Source organism: Nannocystis sp. RBIL2 (assembly GCF_026626745.1).
Classification (GTDB): domain Bacteria; phylum Myxococcota_A; class Polyangia; order Nannocystales; family Nannocystaceae; genus Nannocystis.
The window spans coordinates 3,296,559-3,317,848 of record NZ_JAPNJW010000002.1 but is presented as its reverse complement, the minus strand read 5'-3'; the positions used below and the strand labels follow the sequence as shown (position 1 = coordinate 3,317,848).

13 protein-coding genes and 1 pseudogene are annotated in these 21,290 nt (G+C 68.0%); 11 read left to right on the top strand and 3 right to left on the bottom strand.

From position 1 onward, the window contains the following. Nucleotides 1–28 precede the first annotated feature (28 nt). From OV090_RS38340 to istB, 11 genes and pseudogenes are all read left to right on the top strand, one after another. Nucleotides 29–1,213 carry a PLP-dependent aminotransferase family protein gene (locus OV090_RS38340; protein ID WP_267709777.1) on the top strand — a complete coding sequence of 395 codons (1,185 nt, stop codon included), beginning with the start codon at nt 29–31 and terminating at the stop codon, nt 1,211–1,213. Nucleotides 1,214–1,262: 49 nt separating this feature from the next. Then, nucleotides 1,263–1,952: a hypothetical protein gene (locus OV090_RS38335; protein WP_267709775.1), complete on the top strand. Its 690-nt coding sequence runs from the start codon at nt 1,263–1,265 to the stop codon at nt 1,950–1,952. Nucleotides 1,953–2,038: 86 nt separating this feature from the next. Then, nucleotides 2,039–3,790: a VCBS repeat-containing protein gene (locus OV090_RS38330; protein WP_267709774.1), complete on the top strand. Its 1,752-nt coding sequence runs from the start codon at nt 2,039–2,041 to the stop codon at nt 3,788–3,790. A gap of 294 nt (nt 3,791–4,084) precedes the next feature. Next, nucleotides 4,085–6,409, top strand: coding sequence for a type VI secretion system tip protein TssI/VgrG (tssI, locus tag OV090_RS38325; RefSeq protein WP_346660410.1), 2,325 nt, complete (start codon nt 4,085–4,087; stop codon nt 6,407–6,409). Nucleotides 6,410–6,415: 6 nt separating this feature from the next. Continuing rightward, nucleotides 6,416–7,606 carry a tetratricopeptide repeat protein gene (locus OV090_RS38320; protein ID WP_267709770.1) on the top strand — a complete coding sequence of 397 codons (1,191 nt, stop codon included), beginning with the start codon at nt 6,416–6,418 and terminating at the stop codon, nt 7,604–7,606. Next, a complete protein-coding gene (locus OV090_RS38315) occupies nt 7,603–8,493 on the top strand; it encodes a PAAR domain-containing protein (protein WP_267709767.1) in 891 nt (296 codons plus the stop codon). Before OV090_RS38320 ends, OV090_RS38315 begins: the two co-directional genes overlap by 4 nt. Continuing rightward, nucleotides 8,490–12,020: an RHS repeat-associated core domain-containing protein gene (locus tag OV090_RS38310; RefSeq protein ID WP_267709765.1), complete on the top strand. Its 3,531-nt coding sequence runs from the start codon at nt 8,490–8,492 to the stop codon at nt 12,018–12,020. The genes OV090_RS38315 and OV090_RS38310 overlap by 4 nt, the downstream gene beginning before the upstream one ends. Nucleotides 12,021–12,046: 26 nt before the next feature. Beyond that, on the top strand, nt 12,047–12,586 hold the full coding sequence (locus OV090_RS38305; protein WP_267709763.1) for a hypothetical protein: 540 nt from the start codon (nt 12,047–12,049) through the stop codon (nt 12,584–12,586). Nucleotides 12,587–13,026: 440 nt separating this feature from the next. Then, a complete protein-coding gene (locus tag OV090_RS38300; RefSeq protein ID WP_267709761.1) occupies nt 13,027–13,323 on the top strand; it encodes a hypothetical protein in 297 nt (98 codons plus the stop codon). 221 nt (nt 13,324–13,544) lie between these two features. Next, nucleotides 13,545–14,558 (top strand): annotated as a pseudogene (istA, locus tag OV090_RS38295) (IS21 family transposase); the annotation flags it as partial. Nucleotides 14,559–15,165: 607 nt separating this feature from the next. Beyond that, a complete protein-coding gene (istB, locus tag OV090_RS38290) occupies nt 15,166–15,906 on the top strand; it encodes an IS21-like element helper ATPase IstB (RefSeq protein ID WP_267712117.1) in 741 nt (246 codons plus the stop codon). A 130-nt stretch (nt 15,907–16,036) separates the two neighbouring features. Here istB and OV090_RS38285 read toward each other — a convergent pair whose 3' ends face one another. The 3 genes from OV090_RS38285 to OV090_RS38275 form a co-directional block, all read right to left on the bottom strand. Next, a complete protein-coding gene (locus OV090_RS38285; protein ID WP_267709759.1) occupies nt 16,037–17,572 on the bottom strand; it encodes a hypothetical protein in 1,536 nt (511 codons plus the stop codon). A 197-nt stretch (nt 17,573–17,769) separates the two neighbouring features. Next, nucleotides 17,770–19,413, bottom strand: a complete 1,644-nt coding sequence (locus tag OV090_RS38280; RefSeq protein ID WP_267709758.1) for a protein kinase — start codon at nt 19,411–19,413, stop codon at nt 17,770–17,772. 136 nt (nt 19,414–19,549) lie between these two features. Beyond that, nucleotides 19,550–20,992: a serine/threonine-protein kinase gene (locus tag OV090_RS38275; protein WP_267709756.1), complete on the bottom strand. Its 1,443-nt coding sequence runs from the start codon at nt 20,990–20,992 to the stop codon at nt 19,550–19,552. Nucleotides 20,993–21,290 lie beyond the last annotated feature (298 nt).

Sequence of the window (21,290 nt, the reverse complement as noted above, 5' to 3'; positions counted from 1 at the left end):
TCCGCGGGCTGCCGCAAAAAAACCGCGCGTGGCCGTCCGGTTCCCGTTCACGCAGTGGATCTCGCCGCGGCAGCCGCCGGAGGTCGAGCGGCTGCTGAAGTCGGCGGCGACGCGCGAGGAGGTGCTGTCGCTGGCGGGCGGGCTGCCCGGGGAAGATTTGTTCCCGCGCGCGGCGCTGGCCGAGGCGCTCGAGCAGGTCATGCGGGAGCACGGCCGCGAGGCGCTGCAGTACCAGTGGCCCGAGGGCTACGGGCCGCTGCGCGAGCAGGTCGCGGCGATGCTGCGCGAGCGAGGCGTCGACGTCGCGCAGGACGAATTGCTGATCACCAGCGGTGCTCAGCAGGCGCTCGATCTGCTGGCGCGGCTGCTGCTGCGCCCGGGCGACGCGCTGGGCATCGAGTCGCCGACCTACGTCGCGGCGATCGAGGTGTTCGGGCTGCAGCGGCCGCGGATGGTCCCGCTGGCGCGCGGCGAGGACGGGCTCGACCTCGCGGCAGTGCGCGCGCTGGTGCGAGGGGCCGAGAAGAGCCTCTTGTACCTCGCGCCCGCGGGCCACAACCCGAGCGGCTCGTCGCTGAGCCCCGAGGCCTGCGAGTCACTCGTCGAGCTCAGCCGTGCGCACGACGCCCTCATCATCGAGGACGACGCGTACGGGCGGATCCAGTTCGACGAGCCGCGCCGGCCGCTGCGCAGCTACCCTGGCGCGGAGGAGCGGGTGATCCTCGTCGGCACGTTTTCAAAGGCGTTGACGCCCGGGCTGCGGGTCGGGTGGATCGTCGCGCCGCCCGTGGTCACTGCTCAGCTGGTGCTGCTCAAGGGAATCGCCGATCTGCAGACCAACACTCTCGGCCAGATGGCGCTGTCGAGCTACCTCGAGCGGCACGACCTCGACGCGCACGTGGCCCGCTGCCTGCCGCGCTACCGCGAGCGACGCGACGCGATGCTGCAGTCGCTCGCGGAGCACATGCCGGCGGAGGTGCGGTGGACGCGGCCGACGTGCGGCTTCTCGGTGTGGGTGACGCTGCCGGAGGCGCTGGCGGCCGACGCGTTGCTGGCCCGGGCGATCGAGGCGGGGGTGGCGTTCGAGCCCGGGGCCGCGTTCTTCCCGGGCGATGCGCCGCGCAACTACCTGCGCCTGTCGTTCTCGAATCAGTCCCCGGACCGGATCGCCGAGGCGGTGGCGCGGCTCGGCAAGTCGTTGCGCGCGGTCTGAGGGCGCATCGACGCAGCGACGACGAGGCTCGGTTATCATCGGTCGCGCCATGGCCGACGCGCTCACCGTCGATGCGACGCGCGAACCCTACGCCGACAGCTTCTTCTCGCTCAGCTGGCGCTTCGCTCCCGATCCGGAGCGACCGGCGCAGGCGTCACGGGGGCTGCTCGACGACGTGCTGGCGATCCTGGCGATCACTGCGCGGCACGAGCTGCTGATCCCGACTCATGTCCATGACGGCGGGCGGCGGATCGCGTTCGAGGTCGACTCGGTCGAGGCGTTCGTCGAGCGGCTCGCTGCGCTGATCGATGCCGGCGAGGTCGGCCCGTACCTCGACGAGATCGGCGGCCACGGTCTGGTCGCGCGCCCCGACGGCGCTCGCGTGCGGCAGGACGGCCTGATCTCGCTGCAAGACCTCCGGCTCGGCGAGCGCGAGTTCTCGGTGGTCACGCGCAAGAGCCTGTGGACGCCCATCGCGCTCGACCGCAGCTTCGGCTTCGAGTGGCAGGTCGAGCTCGCCGATCTCAACGGCCCGCGCCTCGAGCGGTGCCTGCAGGAGATCGACGCCGCGCTCGACCTCGCGGTCGAGCCCGCAGCGCACGAGCTCGACCGCGAGCAGCCGATATGGATCTGCGGCTTCAAGCTGTTCACGAGCCCGGAGATCCTCCGTCGCGAGTTCGCCTCCGAGCCTCCGCCGGGGCTGGTGTCGATCGATCGATTCATCGCACCCGGGGCGTGAGACGAGACCGCGCCACGGGCCTGCGCGCGGTCGAGCCGCGCTGGCGGACGCCGGGCCGCCCCGGGCGTGGTGTACGATGCCCGGCGATGTCGTCCCGCACGCTCGTCGCTCACGTCCTCGCCACCAGCTCGCTCGCGCTCGCAGTCGTCGGTTGTGGCGATGACGGCGGCCAGGCGACCGCGGGCCAGACGACGACGGCGACCACGGTGAGCACGAGCAACGTCCAGCCGACCATGGACGCGCCGACGTCGACGAGCACCACGGAGGGCGGCTCGGACAGCGAGAGCGGGACGTCGACCGGGAACCCGGGGACGATGAGCGGGACGACGACCAGCACCACCGGGCCGACCGATCCGTCAGCGGGCACCAGCAGCTCGACCACCGACGACACCGGCGCGGTCAAGTTCGACATGCCGAGCAGCGCCGACTTCGGGGCTCCGCCGTCGTCGTGCAAGGTCGTCGACGACATGGACGCGATCGGCGACTGCACCGACAAGGCGCCGCCCGACTCGTTCGAGCCCGAGGCGCAGTGGACGTTCACGGGCCCGCCCGGGTTCGAGAACTGCATCGTCATGCCGCTCGTCGTCAACCTGACCGACGACAACGCCGACGGGGAGATCGATCTGTGCGACATCCCCGACGTGGTGGTGGTTGCGGGGCCCGACCAGGGCTCCGACGTGCCGCCGTCGCGGCTCTACGTGCTCGACGGCGCGACCGGAGCGGTTCACTTCTTCGCCTCCGAGATGGTGCAGTTCGGCGGCACGCCGGCGGCCGGCGACATCGACGGTGACGGCATCGCCGAGATCGTCGCCATCGAGCCGGGCTCGGGCGGCCGCCTGATCGCCTTCGAACACGACGGCCAGGTCAAGTGGAAGAGCAACACCTCGTGGCCCGGCTCGCAGTCGGGCTCGATCGCGCTGGCAGACATCGATCAGGACGGTGACGTCGAGATCGTCGCCGGCGCCAAGTTGTATGATCACAACGGCGTCGAGATCTGGACCCGCGGCAACGACTCGTCCTACAACGCCTCGGCCATCGCCGACCTCGACGGTCAGCCCGGCCTCGAGGTGCTGGTCGGCGGCGCGGCGTTCCACGCCGACGGCAGCACCTGGTACGACACCAATCAATTCGGGTGGATCTTCCCGCAGATCGCCAACCTCGACGCCGACCCGCAGCCCGAGGTGCTGCTGGCCCTCGACAACAAGATCGAGCTGCGCCAGCACGACGGCACGCTGGTCTGGAACTTCACGCCCAACGGTCAGAACGACCTCAGCCGGCCGATCAACATCCACGACCTCGACGGCGACGCCGCGCCCGAATTCGGCGTCAGCGCGCCCAACTTCTACGGGGTCTACGAGACCAACCAGGCGCTGTTGTGGCAGGCGGCGGTGATCGACCAGAGCGGCCAGGCCGGCGGCACCGCGTTCGACTTCCTCGGCGGCGGCAAGGCCCAGGCGATCTACGCCGACGAGCACACGGTGTGGGTGTTCGACGAGATGGGCTCGCCGCTGATGGACACACCGCACCTGTCGGGCACGATCATCGAATACCCGGTGGTCGCCGACATCGACAACGACGGCTCGTCGGAGATCCTCGTGGTCTCCAACACGCTGCTCAACGGCGGGGTGGTGCCGTTCACGGTCCAGGCAGTGCGCGACATCCAGGACCGGTGGGTCCAGGGTCGGCGGATCTGGAATCAGCACACCTATCACGTGACGAACGTCCGCGAAGACGGGACCATCCCGCAGTTCGAGCCGCCGCACTGGACGAAGCTCAACACGTACCGCACGCAGGCGCAGATCGCCGCCGGCGGCGAGGTGTGCATCCCGCCGCAGTGAATGTGGGACGCGGGCGCTCGCGCAGCGAGGCGCTCACCTCGGTTGTTGTAGGGGCGGTGGAGATGTTCAGCTCCGCGCCCGGCGGGCGCCGTCGCTCGCGGCGTGTGAGCACTGTAAAGAGGACCGCGGGCCGGTGCTCATGCACGATCGTGCGAGCTTTCGAACCCGGCGCATGCGCGGATGCGGTCTCGTTTCATGATTGCCGCTTCGGCGGCGCAAACTCGTTGCAATCCTGGTTGATCTGTGTGTACCTTTTCGCCTCGCTGCCGGCCGAAGGCCGAAGCATGATGCGCGGTGGGGGTATTCTCGGTGAACAGCGTATCCAACGTCGTTTCGACGCTACTCGGTGGTCGAGCCCCGTTTTCGCTCACCATCGATGGTATCGCCGAGCTCCCCAGAGTGGTCCGTTTCAGCGGGCGCGAGGGCGTCAGCGAGCTATACGAATTCAAGGTCGAGTTCGCTGCAGGGGAGCTCGATCTCGCGCAAATAGTCGGGAAAGCGGCGACCCTGCAGCTGGACGGGCTCGGGCCGCCTCGCCTCGTCCACGGCGAGATCGCCAGCGTCGAGTACACCGGCAATTCGCGGCGCTATCAGCTTTACGAGCTGCTCCTCGTCCCGCGGGTGTGGCGGCTGTTGCACCGTCGAGGCAGCCGGATCTTCCAGAACAAGACGACCGCCGAGGTCGTGGCGACCGTGTTCAAGGACGCCGGATTGAGCAGGGAGGACTTCCGCTTCGAGCTCGCGGCCGCCTACGAGCCGCGGAACTATTGCGTGCAATACCGCGAGAGCGACCTGGCGTTCGTATGTCGGCTGCTCGAGGAGGACGGGATCCACTATTTCTTCGAGCACCGGGAGTCGCGCGCGATCATGGTGCTCGCCGACCATTCGCTGGCCCACCCGACGATCGCCGGCGAGTCGACGGTGTGGAACCACGAGAGCGGCGAGCTGCGCGACCGCGAACACGTCAGCGCGCTGCGGCTGGTCGAGCGGGTGCGGCCGGGCAAGGTGTCGCTGCGCGACTTCAACTTCCACAAGCCGACGCAGAAGACCGAGGCCGACGCGAGCGGCAAGCGTGACGTCGACCTCGAGATCTACGACTATCCGGGCGAGTTTCAGGATCCGAGCGCCGGGGGCCCGCATCACGGGCAGTCGATGGCGAAGATCCGGCTCGAGGAGCTGCAGGTGATGCGCCGCCAGGCGTCGGGCGAGAGCGACTGCATGCGCCTGGTGCCGGGGCACGTGTTCACCGTCGAGGGGCACCACCGCCCCGATCTCAACGGCGCCCGCGTGCTCACGCAGGTGATTCACCAGGGTACGCAGACGCAGGCGCTCGACGAGGACGCCGCCGACGGCACGTTCCACTACGGCAATCAGTTCGTGTGCGTCGACAAGCCCGTGCCGCTGCGGCCGCCACGCGCGACGCCGCGGCCGGTCGTGCGCGGCGTCCAGTCGGCGACGGTGGTCGGCCCGGCGGGCGAGGACATCCACGTCGACGAGCAGGGCCGCGTGCTGGTCCAGTTCCACTGGGACCGGCTGGATCAGCACGACGAGCGGTCGTCATGCTGGGTGCGGGTGTCGCAAGGCTGGGCCGGCGCCGGCTGGGGCTCGATGTTCCTCCCGCGGATCGGCCATGAGGTGCTGGTCGACTTCATCGAGGGCGACCCCGACCGGCCGATCGTCACCGGGCGCGTGTACCACGGCGAGAACGCGACCCCCTATCCGCTGCCCGACGAGAAGACCAAGAGCACCATCAAGTCGGAGAGCTCGCCCGGCGGCGGCGGCTTCAACGAGCTGCGCTTCGAGGATCGCAAGGGCGCCGAGGAGGTGTTCTTCCACGCGCAGAAGGACCTGAACGAGGTCGTGCTCAACAACAACAGCCGGGCGGTGACGGTCGACCAGACGTTCACGGTCGGCGGCAACCAGACGTTCACGATCACCGGCAACCGCAGCGTGACCGTGACGGAGGGCGACGAGTCGCTGACGGTGAGCACCGGCAAGAGCACGACGACGATCAAGCAAGACCGCAGCGTGACCGTGCAGTCGGGCGCCAGCTCGCTCACCGTCGAGTCCGGGACGCACACCATGACGGTGAACCAGGCCATCACGGCGACCTCGCAGACCGCGAACATCGGTCTGACGGCGAAGACCGGGCTCTCCCTCACCGCCGAGACGGCTGACTTGACGGCGACGGCACAGACCGCGGTGGCGATCCGGGCGAAGACGGACACGCTGACCCTGGCCGGCAAGCAGGCGACCTCCCTCGCCTCCCAGACGAGCACGCTGAGCCTGTCGGGCAAGCAAGCCGTGTCGCTGGTGTCGTCGCATTCGACCCTGACAATGGGCAGCAAGGACAAGGCGACCCTGGCCTCGAGCGACATGGTCAACATCGCCGCGGGCAAAGCGGTCACGGTCGGCAGCGAGGCGGTCGTCGTCCAGGCCGAGACGATCGTGCTGACCGGCACCAAGGAGATCACGCTGCTGGTCGGTTCCAGCTCGATCACGATCAAGGACGACGGCATCAAGATCTCGGGGCCGACGATCTCCAGCTCGGGGACGAAGATCAACAGCACGGCCACCGGGCTGCACGAGATCTCCGGCGCCCTGATCAAGATCAACTGAGGTCCGATGCGCACGCTCCAGCGACTCGGCCAGGACCTCGCCGGCTTCATCACCGGCCACGAGCACGGGCTCTGCGTGCTGCAGGCCGAGCGCGACTTTTTGCCGTGGGTCCACTCGACGCTGCAAGAGCTCGCCGCGGCGTCGTCCGACGTGTTCTTGCCGTTCCCGCACCCGTTCGCGTCGGCCGACGCGTACGCGGCGACGGTCGCCGAGGGCTGCTTGATGGTCGCCCGCGACCGGGCCGGTGACGCCCTGCAGTTGCCCCTCGCGTGCGTCGATCCGGCGCGGCCCCCGGTCGCGCGGGTGCGGTCGACGCTAGAGTTCGCGCGAGACATCATCCTGCCCAAAAGGACATGTCCTCCGCGACTGGTGGCGATCCTCGTCCCGCTGACGGTCGAGGCGGAGGCGGAGGCGCTGGGGTTCACGCGAGCCCTGGTCGCGGCGGAGCCGGGCTGGCCGCCGTGGTTTCACCGGATGCGGATCTTCGTCCACGCGCCGCCGGGCGCCGCGCTCGGCGAGCTGCCGCGGTTCTCTCGCGCGCTCGCGGTCGACCTGTCGCTGACGGCGCTGGCGGCGGGCGTGGTGGAGGAGGCGAACGACCCCACGGCGCCGCCGGAGCGGCGGGCCCAGGCGCTGCTGCAGTCGGCGGCGATCGACGCGGCGAGCGGGCGCCACGACCAGGCGATCGCCGGCTTCCGCGATCTGTACTCCTGGGCCGAGGCGGCCGCGAACCCGGTGCTCTCGGCGCTGGCGCTGAGCGGAATCGGCGACGTCGCATCTGCCCGAAAGGACAGGCGCGAGGCGGTGTCGTGGTACGAGCGCGCGCTCGTGCCGGCGAGCCGGACCGGGGCGGCGCTGCTGATGCTAGCGATCACGCAGAACCTGGCGCGGCTGTACTTCGAGCTCGGCCGCCGCGCCGACGCCGAGACTTTCTACGACGGGGCGCAGCGGCTCGCGATGGCCGTTCCGGACGCCAACAGCCACGCGCAGGCGCTGCAGTGGCGCGGGCGGCTGGAGGAGCTGCGAGGGGCCCACGAGGCGGCGGCGAGGAGCTACCTCGCGGCGGCGGAGGTGGCCCGCGATCACGCCCACGCCGCGCTGCTCGCCGAGCTGCGGCCGCGCCTGACGACGAGCCAGCGCCGCGTGCCCGCCGGGCTCGGACGCGAGATCGCGGCGTTCCTGGAGGGGTCGACATGAGCATGCTGTCCCTCATGGCGACGCCGAAGGCGCCGCCCGAGCCGCCGAAGAACCCGGCGGCGAAGCTGGAAGAAGGCATCGGCACGGTGATGGGGAAGATCAACGCGCCGGTCGACGCGTTCAACGAGAAGTTCGCCGAGTGGACGGCCGGCCTGGCGCAGGTGTGGCCGGAATTCCCGGCAGCGACGATCGGGTCGCTGGCGGTCGGCCTGCCGCACGCCCACCCGCCGCTGGTGCCGCTGCCGCTACCGGTGATCGGCGCCGTGGCGCTCGGCTGCTGCGTGTCGGTGCTGATCAACGGGCTCCCGGCCGCGCGCGTCGGCGATGTCGGCATCAACCCGACCTGCCTCGGCGCGCCGCTGCCGGGCTTCGAGATCTTCACCGGCTCGTCGAAGGTGTTCATCGGCGGGGCCCGGGCGGCGCGCCAGTTCGACGTCACGATGCACTGCTGGCCCGCGCCGGCGAAGGGGGTGAACCTCGGCAAGCTGGCCCCGGTCGTCTCGACCGTGAACAAGGCGATGGATAAGATGGCCTACGTTGGCCTGGCAGCGGGGGCGGTCGGGGTGGTCGCTGACGGGATCGACGCGGCGAACGCCGAGGACAAGGACGTCAAGGAGGCGCACGCCCTGGCGGCCACGACGGGAGCGGCGCAGCTCGCCATGGACGCCGCGACGATGGCGGCAGGGCGACTGCTGGGCAAGAACCCCTGCGCCGGGCCGCCGATGGGCGCGATCATGTTGGGCGCGCCGAACGTGCTGATCGGCGGGTTCCCGGTGCCGAGCGGCGTGGCGATGGCGCAGCGGCAGATGTCCCGGGTCGAGCTGCCGCCGGGCCGACGCGGGAAGAACGACGCGAAGGACCAGGGCCCCGGCTCGTGCCCCCCATGACCATGGACACGCAAACTCCACGATGCGGCGGAAGCCAGGGGCTGCGATGGGTCGGCGATCCGGTCGACGTCGTCACCGGCGTGCTGGCCGACTCGACGGCCGACTTCACGCTGCCGCTCGGGTCGCAGCCGGAGGCGGGGGCGATCGTCTGGCGGCGCCACTACAACACGGGGAACCTGACGGACGGTCCGCTCGGCCGCGGTCACACCCACGAGTACGAGCGCACGCTGCGGGCGGTCGTCGACGGGTGGCTGTACACGCAGCCGGACGGCGAGCCGGTGCTGTTCCCGTTCGCGCCGCCCGGAGAGGCCAGCGAGTGCGCGCGCTTCGTGCTGACGCCTGTGTCCCGCGGCTTCACGCTGCGGGCGCCGGACGGGACCGAGTACGCGTTCGAGGTCGCGGACGTGGCCGCGGTCGCCCGCCCGTGCAAGGTGTCCCGAGAGACATGGTCGATCGTGCTCGAGCACGATGGGCGCGGGCGGCTGGTGCGGCTGGCCGACGCCGCCGGCGCGCACGTGGTGACGATCGAGTACGCCGGCGATCGGGTGCAGACGATCTGGCTGACTCGCCACCCGACGCGGACACAGGGGCCGCCACTGGCGCTGATGCGCTACCAGTACGGCGACACTGGCGACCTGCTGACGGCGACCGACCGCTACGGGCACGCGCAGCGGTTCACCTACGACGCCGCGCACCGGATGGCGACCCGCGTCGACCGCAGCGGCTACCGCTTCGAGTATTTTTATGATGCCGCGGGCCGCTGCGTGCTGTCGCGCGGGCACGACCGCAACGGCGAGGTGCGCCTGCGCTACATGCCCGAGGCGCAGGCGACCGAGGTGACGCGCGCCGACGGGGGCGCGTGGCTGTACCGCTACGACGCGTCGCTGTCGATCACCGAGATCATCGATCCGTACGGCGGGATCCGCCGGTTCGAGTACGACGCGGCCGGACGCCTGACCCAAGAGACAGATGCGGGAGGCGACACGCGCAGCCCGGTGTACGACGCCGCCGGCGAGATCGTCGCCTGGCGTACCGCCAACGGCGGGGTGCGACCCGTCGAGGCGCCGTCGGGGCCGTTGCCGCACCGGGTCCCGCGCACGCCGGCGGAGCTCGAGCTCGGCGATCTGGCCGCAGAGATCCTCGAGAACGCGCCGCTGGCGTCGCCCGGGATCGAGCCGCTGCTGGCGGGCGGGGCGTCGATCTACTCGCATCTGTTCCCGGAGCGCGACCCGCGGGCGCAGGTGCGGCGCGACGAGCTGGGCCTTCTGGTGGAAGAGGAACGAGAGGGAGCGCAACCGCGGCGCTGGGCGTATACCTCAAACGGGTGGGTGCGGCAGTACATCGACCATGAGGGCGGGCGCTACGAATTTTCGTTTGTGTCTTGGAATCATCGAGTGGCTGCACGCGACCCACTCGGGCGAGCGCTCCGATATCGATATAATTCCGAGGAAAAATTGACAGACGTGGTGGATTTCGCAGGAAATCGCCACGAATATCGCTACGATCTCCGCGGGGATTTGACAGAGGTGCATCACGCCGGGCTCCTAGTCGAGCGGTACACGCACGATCGCGCCGGCAACCTCGTAGCCACGCACAATGCGCGCGGGGAGCTCCTAGTCTCGTACAAGTATGGGCCAGGGAACTTGGATTCGGAGAGGCTACTTTCCGGCGGTGAGGTGCATCGTTATAGTTATACTACAGACGGGCAGTGCAATCGAATAAAGTACGGAGAGCATGAGCTTGCGTTTGGGTACTCACCAAACGGCAAGAGGTGCCTGGACCTCCGTGACGACCGTGGTGTGGAGCACTCGTTCGATGGCGAGAGCTTGAGAGAGACGCACGTCTTCCGGCGCTTCTCGACGCGCTACCGCCGGATCGACGCGACGACCCTAGAAATTGAAGATCCGTTAGGGAATCGTCATACTCTGACGATAGCCTCCGATGGCGTGATCGAGCGGCGCATGGCCTGCGGGGCACGAGAGGTCATTCAATTCGACTCGCAAGGTCGTTGCCTCGGCAAGTGTCTATTAACGGGGGCGCCAAATGACGTGGAGTGGCGGCGGCAATTCGTTTATTCAGCCGAGGGCGATCTTACGGCAGTCGACGACAGCGAGTGCGGACGGACTGAGTACCATCACGATAGGGCGCATCAACTGGCGGAGGTCGTCAACCCTGATGGCAGCCGCGGTGTATACCGCTATGATGTGGGCGCGAACCTGGTCGAGGCACCCCATCTGGAGTCGGTGGCGATCGAGGCGGGGAACCGGCTGAGCGCGGCGAACGGCGGCGCGTTGCAGTATGATCAACGCCACAATGTGGAGAGTTGGGAGCGGGGAGGGCGCACGCTGCGCTTCCTTCGCGACGCGCTCGGCCGGTTGACGAGCATCGAAGGCCTGGAAGCGTCCTGGACCGCCGAGTATGACCCCCTGGGGCGGCGGACGCGCAAGACATTCGGGGAGACTTCGACCGAGTACTATTGGGACACGGACCGGTTGGCGGCCGAGGTCCAGCACGACGGCCGGCTGCGTGTGTACGTGTATGTCGACGATTTTTCGCTTTCGCCCTGGCTGGTCGTCGACTATGATTCGGTCGATGCCGACCCGGCGAGCGGCAAACTCCACTACCTCGTCACCGACCAGCGCGGCGCTCCGGTTGTTGCGCTCGACGCTGATGGCACCCGAGTGTGGTCGGCGAGGCTCGCCCCGTATGGCTTGGCCGAGGTCGAGGGGAAACTGGAGATTTCCCATCGGCTCGCCGGGCAGTTCTACGACCCAGAAACGGGTCTCTGCTATAATCGTTTCCGCTATTACAGCCCGGAAATCGGCAGATACCTCGAGGAGGACCCGGCCGGGATCGGCGGTGGACTCAATCTGTATGCGTATACCAGCGGCCCCCTCGTACAACTTGATCCCCGAGGACTGGGTTGCAAGAACGGTGAGTCGAAGGATTACGAGGCAGAGGGCGGCCCTAAAAAGAAAACTCCGACCAAGCAGGGCGCCCAACAAGAGCGGACGAAGGGGACGCAAGGGAGAATCTTCGTCGACAAGATGCTGGGAGAGGGGAGCCTTAAGATCACGGGGAACAAGAAATATCAACGGGCTGTCAAACAAGATTTGTACAAAATTGCGAACACGAAGACGGGACGTGAAACTCTGGAAACCATCCGCCAGTCCGGCAAGCCGACGACCATCCAGCACTGGCCGCCAGGTCGCCAGGGCAATCGATGTGCACCCGGCAGCCAGTCTGCCTTTCCGCCCCCCCACGGCGATGGGAAAGGGGCTCCGAGTAGAGTATACTATGATCCGCACGAACCAGGGCGATCGCATGGATCGCCACCAGACACCGGACTAAACCATGAGCTCGGGCACGCTGCAAACAATTCGGTCGGCAACAATGGACGGTTTTCCCCCTCCCCGGAGCCAGATTATCCGAATGCCGAGGAACACAAGGTCACTACGGCGGTGGACAACGCATACCGTCGTGAAAGAGGCCTGCCAGAGCGAAAAGACTACAATGACTGGCCTTAACTCGCGCCCCAGGAAGGAACTGCGAGATGTTTGATTTAACTGGTTCGTTCGGGATCGAGGGTGCGGAAGCCGTTCTCAGGTACAAGGGCCTGAACACAGCTCAGGAGGCGATGTACGTCGCGCATCTCCCCTCTGACGCTCGCCTCAAAGTGTACCCGAATACTGCCTATTGCTCTCTCTCTCCGAATGGTCAACAGATTAATCTTGTCCTGGGAGATTCGCCTCTTCCTTATGATAGCGATGTAGAGTTTGGTGTCAGAGCCTTCTTCGTCAAGGTGCCACGCGGCATGCACATGGCGGGAGAAATTCGAATGGCAGTGCCGCTCCAGGAGTGGAGCGGTTATTTTTTGCCTCACAAGCTGATCAAGACGGAACTGGTCAGCGTGCGACAACTCGTTTTGCACGTCGATGTCATACCAGAAGGCGCGGTAACGTGGATGCGGCCAGCGAGAACCGCTCCCGATTATTTATCGGTTGGTGGTCCAGCGATAAGATCCAGCCTAGTATTTCGCCTGGATGCTCCACTTCCTGTAGCGAAGAGAAACGACGAGTTTCCACGGCCATAGCGGCCGTGTGCGCTCCGCTGGTGTCTCTGGGCTGCTCGTGGGCAAGGTCTCGCGCAGTCCGCTCACGTCGTGGCTTGGTCGGCGGGTGCAGAGACGGGATCGAAGACCCCGCCTAGGCGTCCAGGGGAACAGACGATGCTCATCGACGGGACCGTGCTGAGGCCGGAAGGGCCGGTGACGGCCGCAGAGTAGGGACCGTGCGACGGCGGAACGGTCGATAATCGCACGGGTTCGTCGCCGTGGTCAGCCGAGATCCGAAGGACTGGGCGTCGGCCGCGACGCAGTGGGACTGTGCCGTGTGTTCACCATCGAAACACTAACGACGACGTGTTCGACACCGCCGTGTCTGGCCAGACGATCCTGACGACCCGCGGCACCGGGACGCCCTTAGGGGCATTGGGGACGTGCGACGTCGTGAGTCCGTCCGATTCCCGGCCGGCGTGTCCACCGCGTGGGCCGCGCTCGACGGCGGCGGGTCCTGCACGCACGCTGAGTGGCACCGGACGACCAGGGGCAGCGGGTTCCTGCATGAATGCCCCAAGCACACGTCCGACACGCAGAAGAGCGGGGCCACGTACGTCACTGCGAACGACAGCGCGGTCGTGTTCCTTGGTTATGCGCGCGGCATCGGCGAGCTCGAGGTGGGAGCCGACAGCGTCGAGGTCGGGACCGCGGCCGAGCACCAGGGGGCGCCCGAACAGGCGTACGATTCGTTCCTGCTGCTCGTGCGGCCGTGACCTCGGCGGTCATGTGCGGAAAACGGCCCATCGTGATCGCCCGGATCGGTCCATCGTGATCGCGTAGATCGGCATCGTGATCGCCCGGATCGGCATCGTGATCGCCCGGATCGGCATCGTGATCGCGCCGATCGGTCATCGTGATCACAGGCGGGTGGTGCGCCGCCCGGCGGCCGAGCCGCCACGGAACGGAGGTCCCCCAGCGTGTTACGCGCAGCCGAATGCGCGAAGGGGCGAGGTCGACGCTGAATCACCGGCCATTTCGCGTGGGAAGCGAAATGGCGACGCAGCGACTGACCATGAACAACATCCGCGAGATCCTGCGCCAGAAGTGGGCGCTGCAGCGAAGCCACCGGGACGTGGCTGCGAGCCTCGACGTCAGCGCCGGCGTGGTCGGCAAGGTCGTCGGCAAGGCGAGCGAGGCCGGCCTCACCTGGGACGCCGTGCAGGCCCTCAGCGACGAGGCGCTGGAGCGTGTCGTCTACGACGGCGAGCCGGCGTCGCGGGCGAGGCCGCTGCCTGACTTCACGCATATCCACGCGCAGCGGCGGCGGAAGGGCGTCACGCTCGCGCTGCTGCACGTCGAGTACCTCGAGAGGAACCGTGACGGGTACCGGTATACGCAATTCTGCGAGCTGTACCGAACCTGGCTGAAGCAGCGCGGCTGGACGATGCGGATCGACCACGTGGCCGGCGACAAGGCCTTCGTCGACTACTCGGGCAACAGGCTGCACATCGTCGATCCGAGGACCGGCGAGTGCCTTCCGGTCGAGCTCTTCGTCGGCGTGCTCGGGGCCTCGAACCTCACCTACGCGGAGGCGAGCCTGACGCAGCGGGGCCACGACTTCATCGCCAGCAACGCGCGCATGCTCGAGTACTTTGGCGGCGTGCCGGCGGCGCTGGTGCCCGACCAGCTCAAGGCCGCGGTGACGAAGTCGTGCTGGTATGACCCGAAGATCCAGCGCACCTACGCCGCGCTCGCGGAGCACTACGGCACCACCGTCATGCCCGCCAGGCCCGGCAAGCCGCGCGACAAGGCCAAGGTCGAGAACGCCGTGCTGATCGCTCAGCGGTGGATCGTCGCGCGCCTGCGCGACGAGGTCTTCCACTCGCTCGCCGAACTCAACGCGAGGGTCGCCGAGCTGCTCGAGGACCTCAACACGCGGCCGATGAAGAAGTACGGCAACATCAGCCGTCGCGCCCTCTTCGAGCGCATCGAGCGGTCCGAGCTGCGGCCGCTGCCCGCCGAACGATTCGAGTACTGCGAGTGGAAGACCTGCCGCGTCAACATCGACTACCACGTCGAGATCGATCGCCACTACTACTCGGTGCCGTACACCCTCGTGGGCGAGGCCGTCGAGGCGCGCTTCACCGCGGCGACCGTCGAGCTCCTGCATGGCGGCAAGCGCATCACCTCGCACGCGCGCAGCTTCGCCGCGGGTCGCCATACCACCAAGCCCGAGCACATGCCGAAGGCCCACCAGCGGCACGCCGATCGCTCGCCGAGCCGGATCCTCGCGCAGGCGAAGCAGGTCGGCCCGAAGACCGCCGAGCTCGCCCAAGCCATCATGAAGGACCGCAAGCACCCCGAGCACGGCTACCGCGCCTGCCTCGGCATCCTGCGCCTCGGCAAGACCTACGGCGACGCGCGCCTCGAGGCCGCCTGCGCCCGTGCCGTCGTCGTGCGCGCCCGCTCGTACCGCCACGTCGAGTCGATCCTCAAGAACAACCTCGACCGCGCCCCGCTGCCCGACAGCCCCACCGACACACCGACCAACAAGCCCGAGGCCCACGAGAACATCCGCGGCCCTCGCTACTACAACGGACCGAAAGGACACCTCGATGATGAATCAGCAGACCATGGACAAACTCAAGGAGATGCGGCTGAACGGCCTGGCCGCCGCCTGGCTCGAGCAGCAGTCGCGGCCCGACTACGGCGGCCTCGGCTTCGACGAGCGCCTCGGCCTCCTCGTCGACTCCGAGTGGATGAGCCGCCAGAACGCGCGTCTCAAGCGCAACCTGAAGGAGGCCCGCCTCAAGCTCGGCAGCGCCTGCCTCGAGGACCTCGACTACGACGATCGCCGCGAGCTCGACAAGCCGCTGATCCGCCAGCTCGCCACCTGCAACTGGGTCGCGCAGCACCAGAACATCGCCATCACCGGCCCCACCGGCACCGGCAAGTCCTTCCTCGCCTGCGCCCTCGCCCAGCACGCCCTCCGCCGCCGCTACCGCGCGATCTATCGCCGCACCTCGCGGCTCTTCGACGAGCTCGCGCTCGCCCGTGCCGACGGGACCTATGCGAGATTGCTCGCCAAGCTCGCCCGCGTCGACGTCCTGATCCTCGACGACTGGGCCATGGCCCCGCTCGGCCCGGCCGAGCGAAAGGACATGTCCGAACTGATGGAAGACCGATTCGGCGAACGATCGACCATCCTCACCAGCCAGCGACCGCCAGAGCTCTGGCACGATCAGATCGGCGATCCCACAACCGCTGATGCGATTTGCGATCGCATGCTCTCCCAGTGCCACCGCCTCATGCTAAAAGGCCCATCACGCCGCAAGGAGGTCGCCTCCCAGACCTGAACACCCCATCAGCGTCGCTTCGCTCCGTCCCCGTCCGCGCCGAGCCCGCCACCCGCGTCGCTCCGCTCCGACCCCTCCGGGGTGATCACGATGACCGATCCAAGCGATCACGATGGCCGGAATACGCAGGTCATGCCAGCGCCCAGACGGTGAGGCCGACCAGGAGCAGGAGGACGAGCACGAGGTTGACCTTGAGCAGGGTCGTCCGCAAAAATTCGTTCGAGGGTGGAATCTGGGGAGAGGACTGCTCGCGGGTCGGAGGAGAGGGGCGGTCGGCCTGTGGCGCTTGAGCTTGCCGGGGCGGGTTGGGCCTGTGGACGCGAATGGCCCCAATCGTTGGTTCGAGCGAAGACTCTGCTTCCGGTGGAGTCTGGATGCGTGGGCTCTCGCGTCGGCCCATGATGGTAGTTCTCTCGTCGTCACCTTCCATGGACGACGCGGGCTGCAAGCGCGGGGTCGCGGCGAGACGGGGGTCGGCACGCACTGCAGATTGTCCAGGAGGGAGGTCTCGCGCGGCCGAAGAGCTCAGGACTTCGGTTCGATCGGGGAGGGGCGATGGCTGTCGGGCGGGCGAGGGGCTCAGGACCTCGGTTCGATCGGGGACCGGGGCGCTTCCGGGGAGCTTCTCGGTACGTTCTTCGGGCGGCGTTCGGTGGTTGGGCTGTCTCTTTTGAAAGACCTCGGTTCGCTCGCCGTGGGGGTCGACCGGGCGGACGGGTCGCGCGCCGGGGAGTGACACGCGCTCGGTGGGGCCGTCCTCGGTGCGGGAAAGGACCAAAGTGGTGTCTTGCTGGACCGGCCTCGGTGGGAGTCGTTCGGTTCGCTCGACCGGGGGATCTTCGGATGCTTGTCGTTGTCGGGAGAGGAGCGCTCGCGGGCTCTGCACCGGCTTGGTCGGCGTGGGCCGATCCGCGAGCGGGCGCGACAGGGGCGCGAGGGAAGGCTTGGGGCTCGGGGTGACTGGCGGGGGCTCGGGTCGATGAGGGGGCGGCGATTCGACGGGTGATTCGTTGACGACCGCCGGCGGGGCAGCTGTCGGCTGCGGACTCGCGGGCGTCGCAGGCTCGCTCTTGGGTAATGCCGGGAGACTCAGAGCCTCGCGCAGCGCGGCTCGCAGCGCGGCCAGGTCGGCGGGGCGTTGCGCGGGGTCGACGGCGAGCGCCTGGTCGAGCAGGCGATCGACGGCGGGAGGCACGGGAACAAGCGAGCCCAGCGCGGGCGGAGAGGGCGAGGGGCAAGTGCCGGAGATCGACTCATACAAGATGGCCGCGAGGGCGAAGATGTCGCTGCGCGGATCACCCTTCTCGCTGCGCTGCTCCGGGGCGCGGTATTCGGCCTCTTCAGGCTGTTCCCCGGCGAGCTCGATCTCGGCGACGCCGTAGTCGAGCAATTCGACCGCGTCGCCCGTGCCGACGGTACATCGCGACGGGGTGAGCGCGCGGTGGGCGGCGCCGGTCTTGACGAACGCGTCGTGCAGGACCGCGGCGATCCGCTCGCCGATGGTCAGGGCGCGTTGCCAGGCGATCTTTCCGTCCTGCGCGCACAGCCGATCGAGGCCGCGAGTCACGGGTGGATCGTCGACCACGTGCGGTGGGTCGGGTGGGGTCGCGGGGACCTGCGGCGGCAGGGTCAGGCCCGGGATCTTGGCCTCCGCCGCGGTCGTCACCAGGCGGTGGTATTCGGCCCACGCGTTCGCCGTCGCATACGCGGGGTGGAACAGCGTCAGGGCGCGCCGCTTGCCGGCTTGAATGTCCTGGGCGAGATATGTCAATACCGGCCCGTCGCCGCGGAGGGGGGCCAGCAGCTGGAAGCGGCCGGCGATCGGGGTGCCGAGGGGAGGTGGGAACGATTCGGACATCCTTGTTACCGCCAGAACGTCGAGACGATGTCGCGCTGGATCTTGTGGTGTAGGCGCTTGATCTCGAGGAGGAAACGCTGGGCCGCCTCGCAGCCGCGATCGATGCGGGTCTTGGCGTAGCTGCCGGGCAGGCCTCGGGTCATCGCGCGCAGGATGATGACGATCAGCTCGTCCTGCCAGAACGCGGAGCGGATCGCCTTGCGCACGCCGGGGTAGAGGTCGAGCCCGCGCAGGGCGCCGACGTCGATCGGGCGTCGCTTCTCCTGCGCTGTGTATACCAATGCGTGCAGGGGCTCCATGCGGGTGATGTCCTCGGACAGCAGGAAGTAGAAGAGCGCGCCGAGGGCGAAGATGTCGTGCGGCTCGAGCAGGGGGCGCTCGACGATGCAGCGGCGGTAGTCCTGGACCTCCGGGGCGAGGCCGGAGTACTTGGCCACCTTGCCGTCGAGCACCGCCTCGATCTTGAGGTCGTGGACGTGCTCCTCGTCGAGCGAGTGGCTGATCAGATCGCCGGGCATCAGCGGCAGGGACAGGCCTCGCATCTCCGGGGGGATGACGAACGTCTTCTCCTCCGGCGAGAACGCGAGCGGTTGGTCGAGGCCGACGTCCTGGCGCCGGTTCTTGGCCTCGGGCGACAGGAAAGGGCCCTTGTTCTGGCCGGTGGCTTCGTCGTCGTCGTACCACGAGCGCGTCGGCGTCGATTCGTCGGCGAGGCCGAAGTCGATCAGCAGGGTGCGGAACGTCGGATAACCGGTGATGTCGTTGAGGATGTCGCTGACGTTCATCTCCGGACGATGCTCGCCGCGCCAGTTCGACTTGCTGTTACGGACGCCCGAGAAGCGGACCATGATGTTGTCGGCCGCGAGGTCCTTGTGGATGATCTTCTTCTCGCCGTGCAGCCACGCGACGCCCTCGACCAGCTGGACCACGGCCAGGACCTTCTCGAGCAAGAGGGCCTTCTCGAACAGCTCGGACGTGCGCCGGTGCAGCCACTTCTTCGGCAGCAGGGCGCCGATACGCTCGAGCCACCCGGGCTTCGACGCGAGGGCCAGGGCGGTCGTCTCGCCGCCCTTCTTCTTCCACTGGTCCATCACTTCTTCGCGGCGGCGCCGGGCGAAGTCCTTGAGGCCGAGGGTCAGGTGCTCCATCACGATGACGTCGCGATGGACGAAGTTGATGATCGTGCCCTTACCCTCGACCGCCTTGTCCTGGCAGCAGGTGCGCGCGGTCGCCGACGAGAGCTCCTGCACGCGGTCCATCACCCGGTTGGCCGGCAGGACGTACTTGCAGGCCGTGCATTGCAGCCCGGGGTGAGCGTCGAGGTCGACGCGGGTCAGCAGCTCCTGCCCGCAGCTGGGGCAGCGGGGGGAATAGACCTTGCCGCAGCCGCACAGCACCAGCGGCCGCAGCTGCAGCACGTCGAGGATGTGCAGGACGTTGACGTTGTCGGCGTCGCTCAGCTTGCGCAGGTGTGCGATCTCGGTGGCGAACAGGCGCTCGTGAGCCAGGGTGGCGTGGCTGTGCAAGATCTTGATCGCCACGCTGCGAGCTGGTTGATTGCCGATCTGCTGCTGGCCGCACAAGACGCGGGCGAACTTGCCCTGGCCGAGCTCGACCGGGACCCATAGCCCGCCGCGGTTGCGGGTCATGCGAAAGGCGTAGCGTAGCTGGGAGTTGACGGTCTCGCGGCTGATCGCGGCTTCGGGCGGGAGGGCCGCTTGCGTGAGCGAGGCTGCCCTCGACGCGGAGATGTCGGTGGTTTGTGCCATCGTGTCTATCGATCCCTCAGGTGATACCGATACATGCCAGGTGTGCGCGGGCCAGCTCCGGTTCGTCGACCTGCAGGACGATGAAGTCGCGCACCGGGGTGGCGAAGTAGACGGTGAGGTTCAGGCGGCTGACGTCGATCGAGAGCCGTTCGTCCAGTCGGCCCTGGGTGGCGTAGCAGATGACCTCGCGCAGGCCGAAGGCCCGCTGACCGACGTAGATGGCCTTTTCGGCGCCCGGGTCGAGCATCGCTCGGGTCAGGCGTGAGCCGACCCCGTTGGGATTCGAGTAGAGCCCGGGTCGCTCGCCCGGGTGACCGACGACCGTCAGGGCGAGCGAGACCTCTGCGTAGCGCTGGACTACGAGCTTGCACGACAGGCCGGCGTTGATCGGGACCTCGAAGCCGTGGCGCAGCTCATCGGTCGTCAGGGCGACCGGATGCAGGATCACCGTGACCTCCGGCGTATTGAGAAGGATGGGGACAGTGGTGGGGGCCACCTCCACCACGCGCCAGTTCTCGGGCAACGCCACCTCGAATTCGTCGTGCGCCGGCACGGCGGCGTCCAAGGTCTGCTCGAGCTCGGTCAGCAGCTCCCGCGCGGTGGTGAAGCGGTCGCGCGGGTTGATCGCGACGGCGCGCGACAGCACGGGCTCCCACGCGCCGACGTCGAGGCCGACGAGGCCCGGGGTCGGTCGGCGCAAGGCGCAGGCGCCGTGCTCTGGATCGCTGGCCGAATTCGGATACGGCAGATAGCCGGTGAGCAGATGATAGAGGATGAGCCCGATGGCGTGGACATCGGTGAAGGTGCCCGTGCGGTGCTGCAGCACTTGCTCGGGGGCGGGGTACTTGGGCGAGTGGGCGATCAGGACCGAACCGGTGGGCGCGTCCGGCGGCGGATCCGGCTCCTCGTAGCTCGGGCGGATACAGGCGATGCCGAAGTCGATCAGACGAATGCGCCGACCGTGCGCGGATGCAGACACGATGATGTTGTTCGGCGCGATGTCCCGGTGTGCGATACCGTGGGCGTGGGCCTCGGCGAGCGCCTCGATCACCGGACGCAGCAGATCGAGCGCCTCCCGGGGGGACCACTCGATTCGCGGGCTCTGTCGCAAGATCTCCGCCAGAGTGCGACCCTCGATCCATTCGAGCGCCATCCACGGCACGTTTCCGCTCTCGGGCAGGCTGATCGTCCCGCAGTCGTAGGGCCGCACGATGGCCGGGTGTTCGAGCGCGGAGAGGATCTTGATCTCCTGAAAGAAGTGCGAGATGGCCTCTTGCTCGATGGAGGCCTCGGGCCTGGCGAGCGGGCAGAAGACTTTGACGGCGATCTCTTTGTGCAGAGAGAGGTGTCGCCCGCGATAGACCACCCCGAAGCCGCCGCGCGCGACTGCCCGGTCGAGCGCGAACGTGCCCTTCAGGGTCGTCCCGCGCAGCTGCAAAATATCGATGTCTTCGCCCATGGCTGCCCATCCTCTACGTCAGCGAGCGCCCAACCTGGGGCCTATCTTCCCCCGCATCTATGATGCGATCAATTCATTTTCGCTACGTGCGAATCCGGGCGTGGCAGCCTCGGGCGTGGCGGCCGAAAAGGCACCATTCTCGATGGTGCGCTCCCTCGCCACCCGGGAGCACAGCGCGGCGGCCGGCGGGCCGGTGCGCAGGCGGCGGCGGGCGAGCGGGCTGAAGCGGACGCGATGCGCTCTCGATGACCCTCGTGGTCTCCAACGACGAATGTCGATGAGAGCCGGCGACTTCTTG

What these genes read in the sequence shown, in the direction of transcription:
- OV090_RS38335 (WP_267709775.1), top strand. Translation starts at nt 1,263, where the DNA reads ATGGCCGACGCGCTCACCGTCGATGCGACGCGCGAACCCTACGCCGAC.
- OV090_RS38330 (WP_267709774.1), top strand. Translation starts at nt 2,039, where the DNA reads ATGTCGTCCCGCACGCTCGTCGCTCACGTCCTCGCCACCAGCTCGCTC.
- OV090_RS38320 (WP_267709770.1), top strand. Translation starts at nt 6,416, where the DNA reads ATGCGCACGCTCCAGCGACTCGGCCAGGACCTCGCCGGCTTCATCACC.
- OV090_RS38315 (WP_267709767.1), top strand. Translation starts at nt 7,603, where the DNA reads ATGAGCATGCTGTCCCTCATGGCGACGCCGAAGGCGCCGCCCGAGCCG.
- OV090_RS38310 (WP_267709765.1), top strand. Translation starts at nt 8,490, where the DNA reads ATGACCATGGACACGCAAACTCCACGATGCGGCGGAAGCCAGGGGCTG.
- OV090_RS38305 (WP_267709763.1), top strand. Translation starts at nt 12,047, where the DNA reads ATGTTTGATTTAACTGGTTCGTTCGGGATCGAGGGTGCGGAAGCCGTT.
- istB (WP_267712117.1), top strand. Translation starts at nt 15,166, where the DNA reads ATGATGAATCAGCAGACCATGGACAAACTCAAGGAGATGCGGCTGAAC.
- OV090_RS38280 (WP_267709758.1), bottom strand. Translation starts at nt 19,413, where the DNA reads ATGACCCGCAACCGCGGCGGGCTATGGGTCCCGGTCGAGCTCGGCCAG.
- OV090_RS38275 (WP_267709756.1), bottom strand. Translation starts at nt 20,992, where the DNA reads ATGGGCGAAGACATCGATATTTTGCAGCTGCGCGGGACGACCCTGAAG.